Source organism: Xanthobacter autotrophicus, from assembly GCF_029991245.1.
Lineage (GTDB): Bacteria > Pseudomonadota > Alphaproteobacteria > Rhizobiales > Xanthobacteraceae > Xanthobacter > Xanthobacter autotrophicus_C.
This window is the reverse complement of sequence record NZ_JAIVFO010000096.1, coordinates 1-17,425: the sequence shown is the minus strand read 5'-3', so window position 1 is coordinate 17,425 and position 17,425 is coordinate 1. Positions and strand designations below refer to the sequence as shown.

Here is a 17,425-nt window from a genome sequence, read left to right as displayed (position 1 = left end):
GTTCGGCCCGAAGCGTTCCACGAGCATGGAGCAGCGCCTGCGATCCCCTGAACCCGCGCAACCGTCGCCGGCGCTGCTCCATGCTCGTGGAACGCTTCGGGCCGAACGGAAAAACGACTGTTCTGGTCGATACTTCTCCGGACTTGCGGGAGCAGCTCCTCGGCGAGGCCGTGACCCATATCGACGCCGTGCTCTACACCCATGAGCACGCGGACCACACCCACGGCATCGATGATCTGCGCCCGCTCGCGATCCACCATCGCAGCCGGGTGGATATCTATGCGGATGAAGATACCTCCCTCATGTTGCACCAGCGCTTCGGCTATTGCTTCTCCACGCCGCCCGGCAGCGCCTATCCGCCCATCCTCACCGAACATCGCTTCCGGGAGGGCCGGGAGATCGTGGTGGAAGGGGCGGGCGGCGCCATCAGCGCCCTGCCGTTCCGCCAGAGGCACGGCGACATCGATTCCTTCGGTTTCCGCTTCGGCGACGTGGCCTATTCCAGCGACGTCAACGGGCTTGCCGAGAACAGCCTGACGCGCCTGCACAATCTGGATGTATGGATCATCGATGCCCTGCGCGAGACGCCCCATCCGTCTCATTTTACCCTTCAGGAGGCGCTCGACCACGTGGCGCTCATGAAGCCGAAGCGGGCGATTCTCACCAACCTTCACACCGATCTCGACTATGCCGTTCTGGCAGAACACCTGCCGGACGGCATCGTGCCGGCCTATGACGGCATGCGCTTCGAGTCCCAGATTCGGGTGCCCGCCGCCTCCGCCGACACCGCCGCCAGAGGCTGACGTGCAGCATCACCTGCGCCGTCACCTGCACGATCACCTGCTCCTGGCGACGCACATGAAGGGCCGCAAGCGATTCGCGTGTTGGATTCAATTAGTCTCACAACGCGTTGTTTGGACGTGCTATTTTTGTAAATGTTCGGGCGCACTGAAGGTCGTTCGGCAACGCCGCCAAGGGCGGTCCGGCTTCGCCCTTCCCCACCGAGCGGCACAGATTAGTTCCATAATATCTCTTCTGCGACTCTGGTTCTGCGTCTCTTGCATCGGGCGCCAGAGCGATGCCGGGCCCTCGCTTCCGCCCGGCCTGGTTCTCGTGGCTGGCCGTGGGAGTGAGCGCCCAGCTGCTTCATTGGGGAGCCCGCCCCCTCAGCCGTGCTGCGCCTTGAGGTCGATGAGCGGCGTGCCGTCGAGGCAGTCCAGCCCACGCACCTGCACCCGCAGGCCGTCGACGCCCACCAGCCGCACCACCGACGAGGCGACCGGATTTGGCCGCACCGGCGAGCGCAGGGCGAAGGTGCCGCGCGTGTCGCCGTCGTGGCGCGGGCTCTGGAGCACCAGATCGCGCCGCGCCCGGTTCATCCAGTAGAGCACCTGCAGGCGCGGGCAATCGGCGACGCCGGTCAGGGCCTCCGCCCAGCGCGGGTCGATCTCCAATGTGCAGAGGGGTCCCTCCTCCGGGTCGCCACGGCGGGGACAGGCGCCACGCTCGGTCCAGGGCGTATGGATGCGGCCGATGAAATAGAGGCCCGCATCGAAGCGCTCCGGCAACGCCACGGCCTTTTCGCCCGGCCGCATGTCCTCGTCGATGGGGCCGGCGGGCGCGATCTCGACCATGGTCTCTTCCTCTTCCAGGCTGGGCGGAGCATAGGACGGTCGAGTAAATTGAAGCAATTTGCTCGGATCGCGCTCTTGAATGGAAAACGTCATGGATGCCTCCCGCGACATCGCGCGCCTCATCGAGATCATGGCCGCCTTGCGCACGCCGGGAACCGGCTGCCCGTGGGATCTGGAGCAGAGCTTCGCCACCATCGCGCCCTACACGCTGGAGGAAGCCTATGAGGTGGCGGATGCCATCGCCCGCGCCGACATGGGCGACCTGAGGGACGAATTGGGCGACCTGCTGCTGCAGGTGGTTTTTCATGCCCGGATGGCGGAGGAGGACGGCGCTTTCGATTTCGGTGGCGTGGTGGAGGCCATTACCGCCAAGCTCATCCGCCGGCACCCCCATGTGTTCGGTACCGCGCGGGATCTCTCTCCCGCTGAGGTGAAGGGCCTGTGGGGTGAGATCAAGGCGCAGGAAAAGCGCGAGCGGGCGCAGGCACGGGCTGCCGCAGGCCTGCCGGAGGAGGAGGCGCACCAGGGCGCCCTTTCCGGCGTGCCCCTGCCCCTGCCTGCCCTCACCCGTGCACTGAAGCTTCAGGAGAAAGCCAGCCGCGTGGGTTTCGACTGGAACGATGCGCGCCAGGTGCTGGCCAAGATCCGCGAGGAGACGCAGGAGGTGGCCGAGGCGCTGGAGGAAGGCGGCATTGCGGCCATAAGGGACGAGATGGGCGACCTGCTGTTCGCCGTAGTCAACCTCGCCCGACATGCGGGCGTGGACCCGGAGGCCGCCTTGCGCGGCACCAACGACAAGTTCACCCGGCGCTTCGGCCATGTGGAGGGCCGGCTCGCCGCCGATGGCCGCCAACCGGAACAGGCGAGCCTCGACGAGATGGAAGCCCTCTGGCAAGAGGCGAAGCTGAAGGAACACGAGGGCGCGTGAGCGGAGCAGGTTGAACTGCGGCCGCCTGAACCGCGGTGGAACGCCGGCTCAGGTCGGATGCACGCGCTGGGCGCCGAACCGGCGGGTGACGAGGCCGGTGCGGTCGGGCGGAATGCGCAGGGCCACGTGGACGGCCCCGTCCTCGTCCGTGGTGCGCTCCAGCACCTCGCCGTGGCGATAGAGCCAGCCGAGCCCCTCCCCGTCCTCCGCCGCCAGCGTCACCGAGACCGTCACCCGGCCGGCAGTGATGCGGCGCTCGATGAGGCCGAGAAGGTCGCCCGTCCCCTCCCCGGTCAGCGCGGAAACCGGCACCGGCGCGTCAGTGCCGCCCCGCGCGGCCCGGTTCTCGACCTGCTCGCGTTCGTCCGGCGCCAGCCGGTCGATCTTGTTCCAGACCTCGATCACGCGCCCGCCCGGCAGGGGATCGACGCCCAGATCCTCCAGCACGTCGGACACATCGGCCGCCTGCGCATCGGTGTCCGGATGGGAGATGTCGCGCACATGCAGGATGAGGTCGGCTTCCAGCACCTCCTCCAGCGTGGCGCGGAAGGCGGCGACAAGCTGGGTCGGCAACTCGGAGATGAAGCCCACCGTATCGGAGAGGATGATGCGGGTGCCGTGGGGCAGGTCCACCGCGCGCAGCGTTGGATCGAGGGTGGCGAACAGCAGGTCCTTCGCCATCACCTCCGCCCGGGTCAGGCGGTTGAAGAGCGTGGATTTTCCGGCATTGGTGTAGCCCACCAGCGCGACGATGGGATAGGGCACGCGCTTGCGGCTGGCCCGGTGCAGGCCACGGGTGCGCTTGACCTGCTCCAGTTCCTTCTCGATGCGCACGATGCGCTCGCCGATGAGCCGGCGGTCGGCCTCGATCTGCGTTTCGCCCGGACCGCCAAGGAAGCCGAAGCCGCCGCGCTGGCGCTCCAGATGGGTCCAGGAGCGCACCAGGCGCGAGCGCTGGTAATTGAGGTGGGCAAGCTCCACCTGCAGCGCACCTTCCTTGGTGCGCGCGCGCATGCCGAAGATTTCCAGAATCAGCGCCGTGCGGTCCACCACCTTGGCGGACCAGGCTTTTTCGAGATTGCGTTGCTGCACCGGGGAGAGCGCCGCGTCGAAGAAGACGAGGTCCACCGCCTCGGCGCGCACCACGCCCTCCAGTTCCTCCACCTTGCCCGAGCCGAGAAAGGTGGCGGGACGGATCTCGGACAAGGGAATGGTGGCGGAGTAGACCACGTCGAGGTCGATGGCGGCGGCAAGGCCCACCGCCTCCTCCAGCCGGGACTGGGGGCTACGCCGCTCCGGCGCGCCGCGGGTGGCACGTTTGCCGAGGGCTGGCGTTATGACGGCGCACCGCGTGGGCGGCGCGCGGCGATCGATGCCGCCGCGGCCGTCCTCTCGCGCATCCTCTCGCGCAGGTGCAGGTGGGGACAGATCGTCCGGCAGTTCCCCGGAAACGTTGATCGCCGAAGCGTCTGCCTCGGTGTCGCGGGTTTCCCGCGTGCCGGCCTTGCCCGTCCCGATTGCGGCACCCCGTGATGCGGCGCCCCCTTTTGACCCCAGCTTTGACCCTGTCTTCAACGTCGTTCTGGACCCCTTGCCGGTGGTACGCTCCACGATGCTTTAGGCCTTCTCTCCCACATCGTCGGTGGGATCGAACAATTGCACCGGATGTCCCGGCATAATGGTGGAAATGGCGTGCTTGTAAACAAGCTGGGAATGCCCGTCGCGGCGCAAAAGCACGCAAAAATTATCGAACCAAGTGACGACGCCCTGCAACTTCACCCCATTCACCAGGAAGATCGTGAGAGGTGTCTTGTTCTTGCGGACGTGATTGAGAAAGGTGTCTTGGAGATTTTGTGTCCGTTCCGCCGCCATTTTCGTATCCGTTTTTTTGGCGTTAAGTCCGTCGCAGACGCGCACGAATAAAGTGCTGCCGCCACGGGAGTTGGCATCCTAGAATGGCACAGCCCCATGGCGGCGCAATATTATTTTGCTCCGCACCATAAGTGCGGCCGTGGATACCTCAGGAAACTTCTGAAAAATCGTGGAATTTCAAGCGTAAGGTGGACGCCACCACGCCGGGCGTCCCGGCACCCACCGCATGGCCGTCGATGCGCACCACGGGCATCACCACCGTGGTCGCGGCGGTGATGAAGGCTTCCTCCGCCGCCAGGGCTTCCGCTACGGTAAAGGCGCGCTCCTCCACCGCGTAGCCGAGGTCGGCCGCCACGTCGAGCACCACCGTCCGGGTGATTCCGCGCAGGATGCCGCTCTCCGCCGGGCGGGTGACGATGGTTTTGCCGCCGGTCACGATCCAGGCATTGGTGGACGCGCCCTCGGTCACGAAGCCGGCGCTGTCCACGAACCAGGCTTCCCGCGCGCCCGCCTCTTTCGCCTGCTGCTTGGCCAGCACGTTGGGCAGGAGCGAGATGGACTTGATGTCCACGCGCGGCCAGCGGTTCTCCGGCACGGTGATGACGGCGACGCCCTTGGCGGCCAGCGCCTCCTGCCCCTTGCGGTCGGAGCGGCGCGCCGTGACCACCACCGATGGCTTGGTGCCCGCCGGCGGAAAGGCGTGGTCGCGCCGCGCTACGCCGCGGGTGACCTGGAGATAGACCAGTCCGTCGCGCACCCCGTTCCGCCGCACCACCTCTTCCAGCACGTTGGCCAGGGCGATCCGGCTCATGGGCGCGGGGATGAACAGTTCGCGCAGGGAACGCTCCAGCCGGTCCAGGTGGCGCCGCTTGTCCACCAGGCCGCCATTGAAGACCTCGCACACTTCGTAGACGCCGTCGGCGAACTGGTAGCCGCGATCCTCCACATGCACGCTGGCATGGCGGTGCGGCAGGTAGCGGCCGTTGACATAGGCGATGCGGGACATGGCAAACCGCTTCTTCAGGTGCGCCAGAGGGCGAGATGGACGACGACGAGGAGGCCGATCATCTCCAGCCGCCCTGCCACCATGCCGAGCCCGGCCACCAGGACGGAACCAACGGGCAGCGACGAGAGCGGCGGCCAGCCGGCGCCCCCGGCGTCATAGACCGGCCCGGTATTGGTCACCACCGCGGCCGCGGCGGCGAGAGCGGCATCAAGGCCCGGCAGGCCGGGGCTGAGCGCGATGACGCAGACGGCGAACACCAGTGCGAGGCTCGCAGCGCCCGCCCAGATGCCCAGCATCACCGTGCCCACGCCCTCATAGGCCGCCGGCTGCACGAGGTGCGGGTAGACGAGGCGCATCAGGCCGCCGCGGGTATTGAGGAGAATGGCGCGCAGCCGCAGCATCTTGAGCCCGCCCGCCACCGACAGCGCCCCGCCGCCCAGCAGCACCACCAGGATGACCAGGCCGAGGGGCAGGCTCATATAAGTGCCCTCGCGGGGGCCGATGCCGCTGGTGGAAATGAGCGAGGCCGCCGAGAACAGGCCGTCGCGGATCGCCTCGAAGGACGGCACGTCGGCCGAGCGGTAGAGGATGGCGCCGAGCACGATGCCCAGCACCGCCCACCAGCCGAGGATAACGAGGCTTTCCGTCTGCTCCGGGGCGGCATTGATGCGCCGCGTCAGCAGCGCGCGATGCCAGCGCACACTGGTGGCGCTCCACAGTAGGAACGGCAGCAGCAGCCATTTCGGGCTTTCGTCCAGGGTCAGCGCGAGCTGGGCTTCCGGCGGCAGGTGGGCCCCGGCCGAGACCACGGCCGTGGCCAGGGTGAAGGCCACATAGGGGCTCTCCCCGCTCGCCAGCAGCGCGATCAGGGCAAGCAGGGTGGCGCCCCCATAGGCTGGGGCGATCTCGCGCAGCACGGCGGTGAGATCCACCACGTCGAGGGTGGTCCCGCCGCGCGGCGTGCGGTCCGGCAGGCCGCCGAGCCCCGCCGGCGCGAGCACGGCCACTGCGGCGACGATGGTCAGCAGTCCTCCGGTCCACTGCAGCAGGCCGAGCCAGACATAGAGGCTTGCCGGCCCCTGCCGGAGCGCCGTGGCCCCCGTGGTGGTGAAGGCGGACACCGCTTCCAGCCACGCGGCCAGCGGCGGCAGGCCGGAGACGATGGCGACCGCCGGCGTCGCCGCCAGCGGCAGCAGCAGCCACAGGCCGGCCACCAGCCCCACGCCGCCCACCCGGGTGAGGCGCATGGGGGTGTCCTGTGTGGTGAAGCGCAGCAGCCCGGCGAGGAACAGGCAGAGGCCGAAGGTGGCGAGGAAGACCGGCGCATGCCCCTCCCCGCCCCGCGCGGCCACCACCGCAGGCGGGAGCGCGAGGAGGCCGACGGTGAAAAGGCCGGCGGCGAGCGGGCGGGCGGCGTTGACCATGTGCGCCTTGCGATCAGAAGATTTGGGTGATCAGAAGAATTCGAGGGCCACGCGGAACAGCTGCTCCACGCGCTTGATGCGGTCGGCGAGGGCGAACAGCACCACCCGGTCGTGGGCCCGCACCACGAAATCGCCGCGCGGCAGCAGCACCTGCCCGTTCCGCACGATGGCGCCGATGCGCAGCCCCTCCAGAAGGTCGAGGTCCTTCAGCGGCCTGCCCACCAGCGGCGAGGTCTCCAGCGCTTCCGCCTCGATCATCTCGCCGGAACCGTCGAGCAGTGCATGGACACCGCGGATGCGCCCGCGCCGCACATGCTGGAGCACCTTGGAGACGGTGATCTGGCGCGGGTTCACATGGGCGTCGATGCCCAGGCCCCGGGCAAAGGTGGCGTAGCCCTGCTCGTTCAGCAGCGCCAGGATGCGCTTGGCCCCGATCTGCTTGGCCAGAAGGCAGGACAGGATGTTGATGCGGTCGTCGTTGGTGAGCGCGATCATGGTGTCCGCCTCGCGCACGCCCGCCTCGTCGAGGATGGCGCGCTCCAGCGTGTCGCCGTTCAGCACCACGGTGCGCGAGAGCACTTCGGCGATGGTCTGGGCGCGCTCGCGCGAGAATTCGATGAGCTTGACCCGCGCCGCCGCATTGCGCCGCTCCAGCTCGCTGGCCACGTAGTAGCCGATGTTGCCGCCGCCGGCGATGACAATGCGCTGGCCAGGAACCTCGTCGTGCCCGAACAGGGACAACGCGCGCTGCACCTGATCCGCCTGGGCGACGAAATAGACGTTGTCGCCGATGGCGAGCTGGTCGTTCGAGCGGGGCACCATCGTCTTGCCGTTCCGGCTCACCGCCACGATGGTGGCGGGCATGTCCGGGAACAGCTGGGTGAGCTGGTTGAGCGGGGTATCCACCACCGGGCAGTCCTCGCCGCAGAGCACGCCCACCACCTGTACCGCCCCGTCGGAGAAGCTCACCGTGTCGGTGGCGCCGGGCAGGGACAGGCGGCGCAGCACCATCTCGCCCACCTCGATCTCCGGCGAGATGATGACGTCGATGGGCAGTTGGTCGCGCGAGAACAGGTCGCGCCATTCGGGCGCGAGATAGGTCTGGGCGCGGATGCGGGCGACCTTGGTGGGCACGTTGAACAAGGCGTGGCCCACCTGGCAGGCCACCATGTTCACCTCGTCGTGGAGGGTGACGGCGATGAGCATGTCGGCCGCCTCGACGCCGGCGCGCGCCAGCACGTCCGGGTGGGAGCCCTGCCCCACCACGCCGCGCACGTCCAGCTGCTCGGTCACCATCTGGATGCGGCGCGGGCTCGCGTCGATGATGGACACGTCGTTCTGCTCCCCGGCGAGGCGCTCGGCGATGCCGAACCCCACCTGCCCCGCGCCGCAGATCACGACCTTCATGAACCCTCCCCCGGCGCCCAAGCGAATCGCGACCTGAAAGATCGCGGCAAAACCGATCGCATCCCGAGCCCCACGCTCCGATGCAGCCCTTTTTTCGGGTATCCCGTCAACTGGTCCGTCAGCCTACCCCGAGAGCCTTAAGCTTTCGATGAAGGGCCGAGCGCTCCATGCCGACGAATTCCGCCGTCCGCGAGATGTTGCCGCCGAAGCGGTTGATCTGGGCGGCAAGATATTCCCGCTCGAACACCTCACGTGCCTCACGCAGCGGAAGGCCCATGAGATGCTCGCCGCCATTGCCGTTGGGCAGGTTCGGCACCAGCGCGCCCACGTCCGGGGGCAGCATGGCGGCGGTGATGGTGGCTTCCAGATCGCCGCCGGCGAGGATCAGCAGCCGCTCCACATTGTTGCGCAGCTGGCGCACGTTGCCCGGCCAGTCGTGGGACTGCAGCACCGCCATGGCGTCCTCGCCGATGGGGCGGCGCGGCAGACCGGTGGTCTGCGAGATGGTGTCGACGAAGAATTCCACCAGGTCGGGAATGTCGTCGCGCCGCTCGGCCAGCGGCGGCACCCGGATCGGCACCACCGAGAGGCGGTGGTAGAGGTCCTCCCGGAAGCGGCCCTTGGCGATCTCCTCCTCCAGGTTGCGCCCGGTGGAGGAGATGATGCGCACATCCACGCTCACCTTGTCGTTGGAGCCGATGCGCGAGAAGGTCTGCTCCACCAGCACGCGCAGCACCCGGTTCTGGGTCTCGCGCGGCATGTCGGAGATCTCGTCGAGGAACAGCGTGCCGCCGTGGGCCTCGTCCAGCGCCCCGCGCTTGGGCTCCCGGCCCTCCCCTTCGGCGACGCCGAACAGCTCGAACTCCAGCCGCTCCGGCGTGATGGCCGCCGAATTCAGCACCACGAACGGCCCCTGGGCGCGGGTCGAGGTGGTGTGGATGAGGCGCGCCGTGAGTTCCTTGCCGGACCCCGAGGGGCCGACGATGAGGATGCGGCTGTTGGTGGGTCCGACCCGGTCGATGGTGGCCTTCAGCTGCTGGACGGCGCTGGAGCGGCCCACCAGCACATGGCCGTGGGGCGCCAGCTGCTTCAGCTCCTTCAGCTCGCGCCTCAGGCGCAGCGTCTCCAGCGCGCGCTCGGCCACCATCACCAGGCGGTCGGCATTGAAGGGCTTCTCGATGAAGTCGTAGGCGCCGCGCTTGATGGCCGCCACGGCGGTCTCGATGTTGCCGTGCCCGGAAATCATCACCACCGGCACCTCGGGGTGCTGGGCCTTGATCTCGTTGAGCAGTTCCAGCCCGTCGAGCCGCGAGCCCTGCAGCCAGATGTCGAGGAAGATCAGGTTGGGCCGTCGTGCCGAGATGGCCGCGAGCGCGCCATCGGCGTCCCGGGCGGTGCGGGCGGCATAGCCCTCGTCCTCCAGGATGCCGGCCACCAGTTCGCAGATGTCGGCCTCATCGTCCACGATGAGGATGTCCATGGCCATGTGTCAGGCCCTCCCTGTTTCAGGGACCGGTTGCGCCCCGCCCGCGCCGGCCGGTGGTTGACCGTCCGCCCGCATCCGAAGCCGGATCCAGGCCCCCCGGCCCTCGGGCGAATCGTTGAGTTCGATAAAGCCGCCGTGCTCTTCCATGATCTTCCCCACGATGGCGAGGCCGAGCCCGGTGCCCTTCTCGCGGGTGGTCACGTACGGTTCCAGCAGCCGGCTGCGCTTGTCCTTCGGCAGCCCGGCGCCATTGTCGATGACGTCGATGACGAGGTCCTCGCCCTCCGCAACCACGCGCACGCGGATGCGCCCCTTGCCGCGCTCGGCCTCGGGCACCCCCTCGATGGCCTCGGCGGCGTTCTTCAGGATGTTGGTGAGCGCCTGCGAGATCAGGCGCCGGTCGAAGCGCGCCGGCATGGAGGGCGGCAGCTCGGTCTCGAAGGTCACGTCCGGATGGCCGACGCGCATGAGGAACACCCCCTGGCGCACGGTCTCCGCGAGGTCCTGAGCATCCACCACGGGCTTGGGCATGCGGGCGAAGGAGGAGAATTCGTCCACCATGCGGCCGATGTCGCCCACCTGGCGGATGATGGTGTCCGTGCACTGGTCGAACACATCCCGGTCCTGGGTGATATGGCGCCCGTACTTGCGCTTCAGCCGCTCGGCGGAAAGCTGGATGGGGGTGAGCGGGTTCTTGATCTCGTGGGCGATGCGCCGTGCCACGTCGGCCCATGCGGAGGTGCGCTGGGCCGAGATGAGCGCGGTGATGTCGTCCAGTGTCACCACCCAGCCGTGATCCTCGGCCGCGGACTGCTCGGTGGTGACGCGCATGGCGAAGATCCGCTCCCGGCCCTCGCGCTGGATGGTGATGTTGCCCTGGACCGCGCGCTGGCCCGCGCCCAATGCCTCGGTGAGCAGAGCATCGGTTTCCGGCACCACCTCGGCAAGCTTGCGGCCGAGCGCGTCGTCCTCGACAAGGCCCAGGAGCTTCTCGGCGGAGCGGTTCAGGATGGTGACCTGGGCCTCGGCGTCGAGGCCGATGACGCCCGCGCCGACGCCGGAGAGCACCGCCTCGGTGAAGCGGCGGCGGCTGTCCATCTGGTCGCGCGCGGTGACCAGGGCATTGCGCTGGGTTTTCAGCTCCACCGTCATCTTGTTGAAGGTTTCGCCCAGGGTGGCAAGGTCGCCCTCGGCCCGGTGCACGGGGACCTGCACGTCGAGATTGCCCGCCGCCACCCGGCCCGCCGCCCACATGAGCCGGCGGATGGGCGACACCAGCCACTTGGAGAAGTTGATCCCGAGCCAGACCGCCGACAGCAGCACGATGAGCGTGACGATGGAGTACATCAGCGCGAAGGCGAGCTGCACGTTGAAGCGGCGCTCCTCCAGCGCCCGGTAATCGGCAAGGGTTTCCTGCGTCACCTTGAGGAAGCCGATGACCCGGGGGTCGACGGGCCGCGCGACGTAAAGGAACAGGTTGTCGAAGCCGGCGATGGGCGCCACCGCGCCGACGAAGTCCGCGTCCGACGGCAAATAGATGATGGGCTGGTCGGCGGAAGCCTCGGCGATGGCGATGTTGGCGGGAACGATATATTCGCGGTCCGTGCGCAGGTTCGCCCGCTCCACCACCGAGAGGTCGCGCCGCACGATCTGCGCGCCCGGCACGTTGCGCAGCGCCGCCTGGGCGGTGAGAATCTGCCGGAATTTCTCAATATCCGTGTCGTAGAGCTGCTTCATCCGTGACAGGTCGTTGCTCATGGCGAGCACGTCGCCGCGGATGGAAAGCGCATGCTCGCGCACATAGGTCTGCGCCACCGACGCCGCCGTCCCGACGATGTCCCGGGTTCGGCCGGAGAAATAGCGATCCAGGCTGCGGTCCAGGGTGAGGCTGGCCACCAGCGCCACCACGATGGCCGGGACCACCGCGACGCCCGCGAATAGTCCGACGATGCGCACATGCAGCCGGGACGCGGCCCGCCCGCGCGCCCGCGCCCGCAGGATGCGCCACACCTCCCGGCCGATGATGGCCAGCAGGATGAGCACCGCGATGCCCGATGCGGTGAGCACGCCCACCACCACCTGCGGCGTCGGCACGATGGAGGTGAGGCCCATCAGAATGAGGAAGGTGGCCACCGCCAGCACCAGCGACAGGACCACGACGACGGGCGCGAACAGCCGGGCGGCGATGCCGCGGCGCGGCACTGTGCGCTCCGCTGGGTCCTTGACCGGCGCGTCCGTCATCCCTGCCACAGTCCCCCAAGCTTCCGCCGCCGCCACGCCGAATCGCGCGATGGAGGTGATGCAGTGGAACGACACTGGTGCAAAAATGTGACAGAGGACCTAACGCGGCCCGAATTCGCGCAACCAAGGCTGGGAGTTGGTAGCAGGGTCCATATCAGCGCGTGTTGTGCACAGGCCGCGGGCATTTGGGCGGCAGTCCCTTGGACTTCGAGCCCGCGGCGCGGCAGCGCAAGCCGGCCGTGCCGCGAATCGGGAACCGGGCAGCTTCCGCCTGGCAGGTGGCGTCACAGCCTTGCCTGCACGGGGAGGGAAAGGCAGCTGGAGCCGCCCTCCCCGCCCCTACCGCAACGTGCCGATCACTTCGACGTCCGGATCACCTGGATGTCCGGATCACCTGGATGTCGAGGTCCCGGATCTTCTTGCGCAGGGTGTTGCGGTTGAGACCGAGCAGTTCCGCCGCCTTGATCTGGTTGCCGCGCGTGGCCGCCAGCGCCGCCGAAAGCAGGGGATATTCCACGTCCTTCAGGATGCGGTGATAAAGGCCGGGCGGCGGCAGGTCCTCGCCGAAGCCGGAGAAATAGGTATTGAGGTGCCGTTCCACCGAGGCCGCCAGCGTCGCGTCCACCGGCCCCTCCTCGGAGAAGGCGCTCGGCATGGGCTCCGACAGCTCCGCCTCGATGATGGCGGGGGTGATCACTTCCTGCGGATAGAGCGCCGCCAGACGCCGCACCAGGTTTTCCAGCTCGCGCACGTTGCCGGGCCAGCGGTAGCGCTTCAGCCGGTCGAGGGCGGCGGTGTCGATCTGCTTGGCGGGCAGGCCCTCCCGCTCCGCCTGGAGGAAGAAGTGGCGCACCAGGTCCGGCACGTCTTCCGAGCGCTCGCGCAGGGGCGGCAGGCGCAGGGGCACCACGTTCAGGCGGAAGAACAGGTCCTCGCGGAACAGCCCCTGCTGGATCAGGGTGCGCAAGTCCTTGTTGGTGGCGGCGATGATGCGCACGTCGGTCTTGATGGGCGTGCGCCCGCCCACCGTGGTGTATTCGCCCTGCTGGAGCACGCGCAGCAGGCGCGTCTGCGCCTCCATGGGCATGTCGCCGATCTCGTCGAGGAAGAGGGTGCCGCCCTCCGCCTGCTCGAAGCGGCCGGGATTGCGCGTGGTGGCGCCGGTGAACGAGCCCTTCTCGTGGCCGAACAGCTCCGATTCGATCAGGTCGCGCGGGATCGCCGCCATGTTGATGGCCACGAACGGCCCGGTGCGGCGCTTGCCGTAATCATGGAGCGCGCGGGCCACCAGCTCCTTGCCGGTGCCGCTCTCGCCCGCGATCATCACGGTGAGGTCGGTCTGCATCAGCCGCGCGAGCAGGCGATAGATTTCCTGCATGGCGGGGGAGCGGCCCACCAGCGGGATATTGTCCTGCTCCTCGTGGGAATGGTGGTGGCCATCGCCCTTCTTCGGCTCCGCCAGGGCGCGGCCGACGATGGCGATCAGCTCCTTCAGGTCGAACGGCTTGGGCAGATATTCATAGGCCCCGCGCTCGGACGCGCGGATGGCGGTCATGAAGGTGTTCTGCGCGCTCATGACGATGACCGGAAGATCCGGCCGCGCCTTCTTGATGCGCGGCAGGAGGTCGAAGGCGTTCTCGTCGGGCATCACCACGTCGGTGATGACGAGGTCGCCGTCACCCTGGCTCACCCAGCGCCAGAGCGTGGCGGCGTTGCCGCAGGACCGAACCTCGTACCCGGCGCGCGACAACGCCTGGTTGAGCACGGTGCGGATGGCGGCATCGTCGTCGGCGACCAGGATGCTTCCGGAAGGCATCGACACCTCAGTTATCCTCTTGAGCCGTGCTCTTGCCGCGATACATGGGCAGGAGCACGCGAAAGGTTGTACGGCGGGGCTGACTGTCGCATTCGACGATGCCGCCGTGGTCGCCGATGATCTTCGCCACCAAAGCAAGACCGAGGCCACTGCCCGTGGGCTTGGTGGTGACAAACGGGTCGAACAGGTGGGGAATGAGGTCGTCCGGCACGCCCTTGCCGTTGTCGCGGACGCAGAATTCCAAAGGCAGGCTCACCCGCGTGGAGGCGCCCGGAACCGTCAGGCGCACGCCCGGCCGGAACGCCGTGGTGAGCTGGATCTCGCCGTCCTGATCGCCATCGATGGCCTCGGCCGCGTTCTTCACCAGGTTGAGGAACACCTGGATCAGCTGGTCGCGATTGGCGAGCACCGGCGGCAGCGAGGGGTCGTATTCCTCCACGATGCGGATATGCCGCGCGAACCCCGATGCGGCGAGGGTCCGCACATGCTCCAGCACGGCGTGGATGTTCACCGGCTCGCGCTCCACCGGGCGCTCGTCGGAGAACACCTCCATGCGGTCCACCAGCTTCACGATGCGGTCGGCTTCCTCGCAGATGAGGCGGGTGAGGGCGCGGTCGTCGTCGTCCGCCGACTGTTCCAGCAGCTGGGCCGCGCCGCGGATGCCGGAGAGCGGGTTCTTGATCTCATGGGCCAGCATGGAGGCCAGCGCGCTCACCGAGCGGGCGGCGCCGCGATGGGTGAGCTGGCGGTCCATCTTGTCGGCAATGGTGCGCTCCTGAAGCATCACCACCACCTGATCGGGATGCTCCGACACCGGCGCCACATGGATGTCCACGATGCGCTCGCCGCCGTTGCGCGGGGTGCCGAGGTCCACGCGATACTCGTTCACCGGCGCGCCGCGCTGGCGCACCTGCTCGATGAGGCCGAGCAGCGGGGTGCCGAACGGCACGAGGTCGCTCAGGGGCCGGCGGCGCAGCAGCGGCGCTGAGACCTCGAAGAACGCCTCGGCCGCCACGTTCGCCTCCGCCACATGCCCGTTGCCGGCGATGGTGAAGACGGGGTGCGGGACCGCGTCCAGGATGGCGCGCGGCATCCCCGGGTCCTTGCCGCTTTCCTGCTCAGCCTTGCGCTTTTGATCCATCTTCCGTGCGTCTTGCTTTCTGGCTTCGGCCGTCATGCCGCGGCCCTCCACATGATGTCGTCGAAGGCGGCGGCGATGCCGGCCTTCACCTGGGCGGGGTCCTCCAATACCAGGAGGCGCTTGCGCCAGCCCGCCACGATGCTGGCCCGCGCCGCGCCGGTACCGGCCGCCGCCGCGTCCAGCGCCCAGCCCACATGCTTGCGCGCCTGCCGCACCCCGAGCGCCCGGCCATAAAGCCCGAGCCAGCCCTCATAAAGCTCCAGCAGCACCGCGCGCTGCTCGCCCAAATCCGGATCGGCGGTGCCGCGAACCCCGGCGATGGCCCGGGCCACCCGGCCGGGAAACCACGGCCGGCCCTGCGCGCCGCGTCCGATCATCACCCCGTCCGCCCCGGAGGCTTTAAGGATGGCGGGGCCGTCCGATGGCGCCACCACGTCGCCGTTGGCGATCACCGGGATCGAGACCGCGTCCTTCACCGCGCGGATGGCGGTCCAGTCGGCACGGCCGGTATAGAATTGGCAGCGGGTGCGGCCATGGATGGTGACCATGGCAAGGCCGCTCTCCTGCGCCATGCGCGCCAGATCCACGGCGGTGGAGGCTGCATCGTCCCAGCCCAGCCGGGTCTTCACCGTGACCGGGACGGAGACCGCGCCGCGCACGGCCTCCAGAATCGCGCGGGCCAGCGGCAGGTCCCGCAGCAGGGCGGCGCCGGCCGCGCCGGTGGTGACGCGCTTGGCCGGGCAGCCCATGTTGATGTCGATGATGCCCGCCCCCGCCGCCTCGGCCACGCGGGCGGCCTCGCCCATCAGATACGGATCATTGCCGGCGATCTGCACGGCATGGAGCGGCACGCCCTCCCCCTCCGCGCGGAGCACCATCTCGGGATGGCCTTCCAGCAGCGCTTCGCTCGCCACCATTTCTGATATGACGAGGCCGGCGCCGTAACGAACAGCCATCCGCCGCACCGGTGCGTCCGTGATTCCCGCCATGGGGGCGAGAATCACCGCATTGGGCAGCGCGTGGGAGCCGATCCGCAACGCCGGAATGGAAAATGCGACAGTCTCTTGCACAGAAATTAGGCCACCTCGCTTCTGCCTACATCTTAGACAAGTGCACGGCACACGCAAGGGCAGTCTGCGTGGAAGTGCAGCGCAGCAGAATTTACCCCACTGCCGGTTCCCTGCACCGGTGCTCCGACCCATGCCGGGATGGGATTCACCCCCGCTCGCAACAGGGGAGCCAGCCATGAGCGAGGCGGCGAATCCCTCATGCGTGGCCATCGTGGTTGCCGCCGGACGCGGCACGCGCGCCGGTGGACCGCTGCCGAAGCAGTATCAGATGATGGCCGGCGAGCCGGTGCTGCGCCGCACCCTCCGCCTGTTCGCGTCCCATCCCCGGATCACGGCCGTCCTCGCGGTCATCCATAGCGATGATTCTGTCCGCTTTGCGGACACGGCCCGCGATCTGCCCAAGATCTTGGCACCGGCCTTCGGCGGCGCCACCCGACAGGCGTCTGTCCGCGCGGGGCTGGAAGCCCTTGCCGCAACAGGGGGCATGCACCCGGACCTGGTGCTGGTGCACGATGCGGCACGCCCCTACACCTCGCCGGACCTCATCGCCCGCGCGGTGGCGGCGGCAGGCAATGCGGATGCGGCCATTCCCGTGCTCGCCGTGACTGACACGGTGAAGCGGGTGGATGCCGACGGCATCGTGGTCGAGACCCTGGACCGCGCGGCCCTGCGCACCGTGCAGACCCCGCAGGCGTTCCGCTTCGCGGCCCTGCGCGCCGCCCATGCCGCCGCCGCCGCGGCCGGGGTGGAGACGCTGACCGATGATGCGGCGGTGATGGAATGGGCTGGCTACCGCGTGGCCACCTTCGAAGGCGAGAGCACCAACGTGAAGCTGACCACCCCCGACGACATGGCCCGCGCCGCCGGCGCCGCTTTCGCCGATCTCGCCGATGTGCGCACCGGCACCGGCTTCGACGTGCACGCCTTCGGCCCCGGCGACCATGTGATGCTGGGCGGCGTCGCCGTGCCCCACACAGCCGGCCTCGTCGGCCACTCGGATGCGGACGTGGGCCTGCACGCCCTCACCGACGCGCTCCTCGGCGCCCTGTGCGACGGCGATATCGGCGCCCATTTCCCGCCGTCCGACCCGCAGTGGAAGGGGGCGTCCTCGGACCGCTTCCTCGCCCATGCGGTGGAGAAGGTGACGGCGCGGGGCGGGCGCATCGCCCATCTCGACCTCACCCTCATCTGCGAGGCGCCGAAGGTGGGGCCGCATCGCGACGCCATCCGCGCCGCCATTTCGCGCATCACCGGCGTGCCCCTCGTTCGCGTGTCGGTGAAGGCGACCACCACCGAGAAGCTGGGCTTCACCGGCCGGCGGGAAGGCATCGCCGCTATGGCCAGCGCCACCCTCCGCCTGCCCTTCGACGAGGCGGAGGGCTGAGCGCCCGCCCCTGCCC

14 protein-coding genes are annotated in these 17,425 nt (G+C 68.6%); 3 read left to right on the top strand and 11 right to left on the bottom strand.

Going from position 1 to position 17,425, the window contains the following annotated elements:
- Positions 1 to 803: MBL fold metallo-hydrolase (locus K9U41_RS15620; RefSeq protein ID WP_432715809.1), on the top strand; the 803-nt coding region annotated here is incomplete at its 5' end.
- A gap of 363 nt (positions 804 to 1,166) precedes the next feature.
- Here the strand turns inward: K9U41_RS15620 and K9U41_RS15615 are convergent.
- A complete protein-coding gene (locus K9U41_RS15615; RefSeq protein WP_282641772.1) occupies positions 1,167 to 1,634 on the bottom strand; it encodes an SAM-dependent methyltransferase in 468 nt (155 codons plus the stop codon).
- 91 nt (positions 1,635 to 1,725) lie between these two features.
- Here K9U41_RS15615 and mazG point away from each other — a divergent pair, with 91 nt between their 5' ends.
- A complete protein-coding gene (gene mazG, locus K9U41_RS15610; protein ID WP_282641771.1) occupies positions 1,726 to 2,562 on the top strand; it encodes a nucleoside triphosphate pyrophosphohydrolase in 837 nt (278 codons plus the stop codon).
- 48 nt (positions 2,563 to 2,610) lie between these two features.
- On the opposite strand, the gene hflX is transcribed toward mazG, so the two are convergent.
- The 10 genes from hflX to dusB form a co-directional block, all read right to left on the bottom strand.
- Entirely contained in the window at positions 2,611 to 3,990 is a 1,380-nt protein-coding gene (gene hflX, locus K9U41_RS15605) for a GTPase HflX (protein ID WP_432715810.1), read from the bottom strand.
- Positions 3,991 to 4,179: 189 nt separating this feature from the next.
- Complete coding sequence (gene hfq, locus K9U41_RS15600; protein ID WP_041576100.1) at positions 4,180 to 4,434, bottom strand: RNA chaperone Hfq; 255 nt, start codon at positions 4,432 to 4,434, stop codon at positions 4,180 to 4,182.
- Between the two features lie 148 nt (positions 4,435 to 4,582).
- Complete coding sequence (locus K9U41_RS15595) at positions 4,583 to 5,440, bottom strand: D-amino-acid transaminase (protein WP_282641770.1); 858 nt, start codon at positions 5,438 to 5,440, stop codon at positions 4,583 to 4,585.
- 14 nt (positions 5,441 to 5,454) lie between these two features.
- The gene (locus K9U41_RS15590; protein ID WP_282641769.1) at positions 5,455 to 6,864 is read right to left on the bottom strand and encodes a hypothetical protein; all 1,410 of its coding nucleotides are present in this window, start codon (positions 6,862 to 6,864) and stop codon (positions 5,455 to 5,457) included.
- 30 nt (positions 6,865 to 6,894) lie between these two features.
- Entirely contained in the window at positions 6,895 to 8,271 is a 1,377-nt protein-coding gene (gene trkA, locus K9U41_RS15585) for a Trk system potassium transporter TrkA (protein WP_282641768.1), read from the bottom strand.
- A 118-nt stretch (positions 8,272 to 8,389) separates the two neighbouring features.
- The gene (locus K9U41_RS15580) at positions 8,390 to 9,757 is read right to left on the bottom strand and encodes a sigma-54-dependent transcriptional regulator (protein WP_282641767.1); all 1,368 of its coding nucleotides are present in this window, start codon (positions 9,755 to 9,757) and stop codon (positions 8,390 to 8,392) included.
- A 3-nt stretch (positions 9,758 to 9,760) separates the two neighbouring features.
- Complete coding sequence (locus K9U41_RS15575; RefSeq protein WP_282641766.1) at positions 9,761 to 11,998, bottom strand: sensor histidine kinase NtrY-like; 2,238 nt, start codon at positions 11,996 to 11,998, stop codon at positions 9,761 to 9,763.
- Positions 11,999 to 12,371: 373 nt separating this feature from the next.
- Positions 12,372 to 13,814: a nitrogen regulation protein NR(I) gene (ntrC, locus tag K9U41_RS15570; protein ID WP_282641773.1), complete on the bottom strand. Its 1,443-nt coding sequence runs from the start codon at positions 13,812 to 13,814 to the stop codon at positions 12,372 to 12,374.
- Between the two features lie 7 nt (positions 13,815 to 13,821).
- Positions 13,822 to 14,955, bottom strand: coding sequence for a two-component system sensor histidine kinase NtrB (locus K9U41_RS15565; protein WP_282641765.1), 1,134 nt, complete (start codon positions 14,953 to 14,955; stop codon positions 13,822 to 13,824).
- 32 nt (positions 14,956 to 14,987) lie between these two features.
- Positions 14,988 to 16,025: a tRNA dihydrouridine synthase DusB gene (gene dusB / locus K9U41_RS15560; protein ID WP_282641764.1), complete on the bottom strand. Its 1,038-nt coding sequence runs from the start codon at positions 16,023 to 16,025 to the stop codon at positions 14,988 to 14,990.
- A 175-nt stretch (positions 16,026 to 16,200) separates the two neighbouring features.
- Between dusB and K9U41_RS15555 the strand changes: the two genes are divergently transcribed.
- Entirely contained in the window at positions 16,201 to 17,409 is a 1,209-nt protein-coding gene (locus K9U41_RS15555) for a bifunctional 2-C-methyl-D-erythritol 4-phosphate cytidylyltransferase/2-C-methyl-D-erythritol 2,4-cyclodiphosphate synthase (RefSeq protein ID WP_282641763.1), read from the top strand.
- Positions 17,410 to 17,425: the final 16 nt, after the last annotated feature.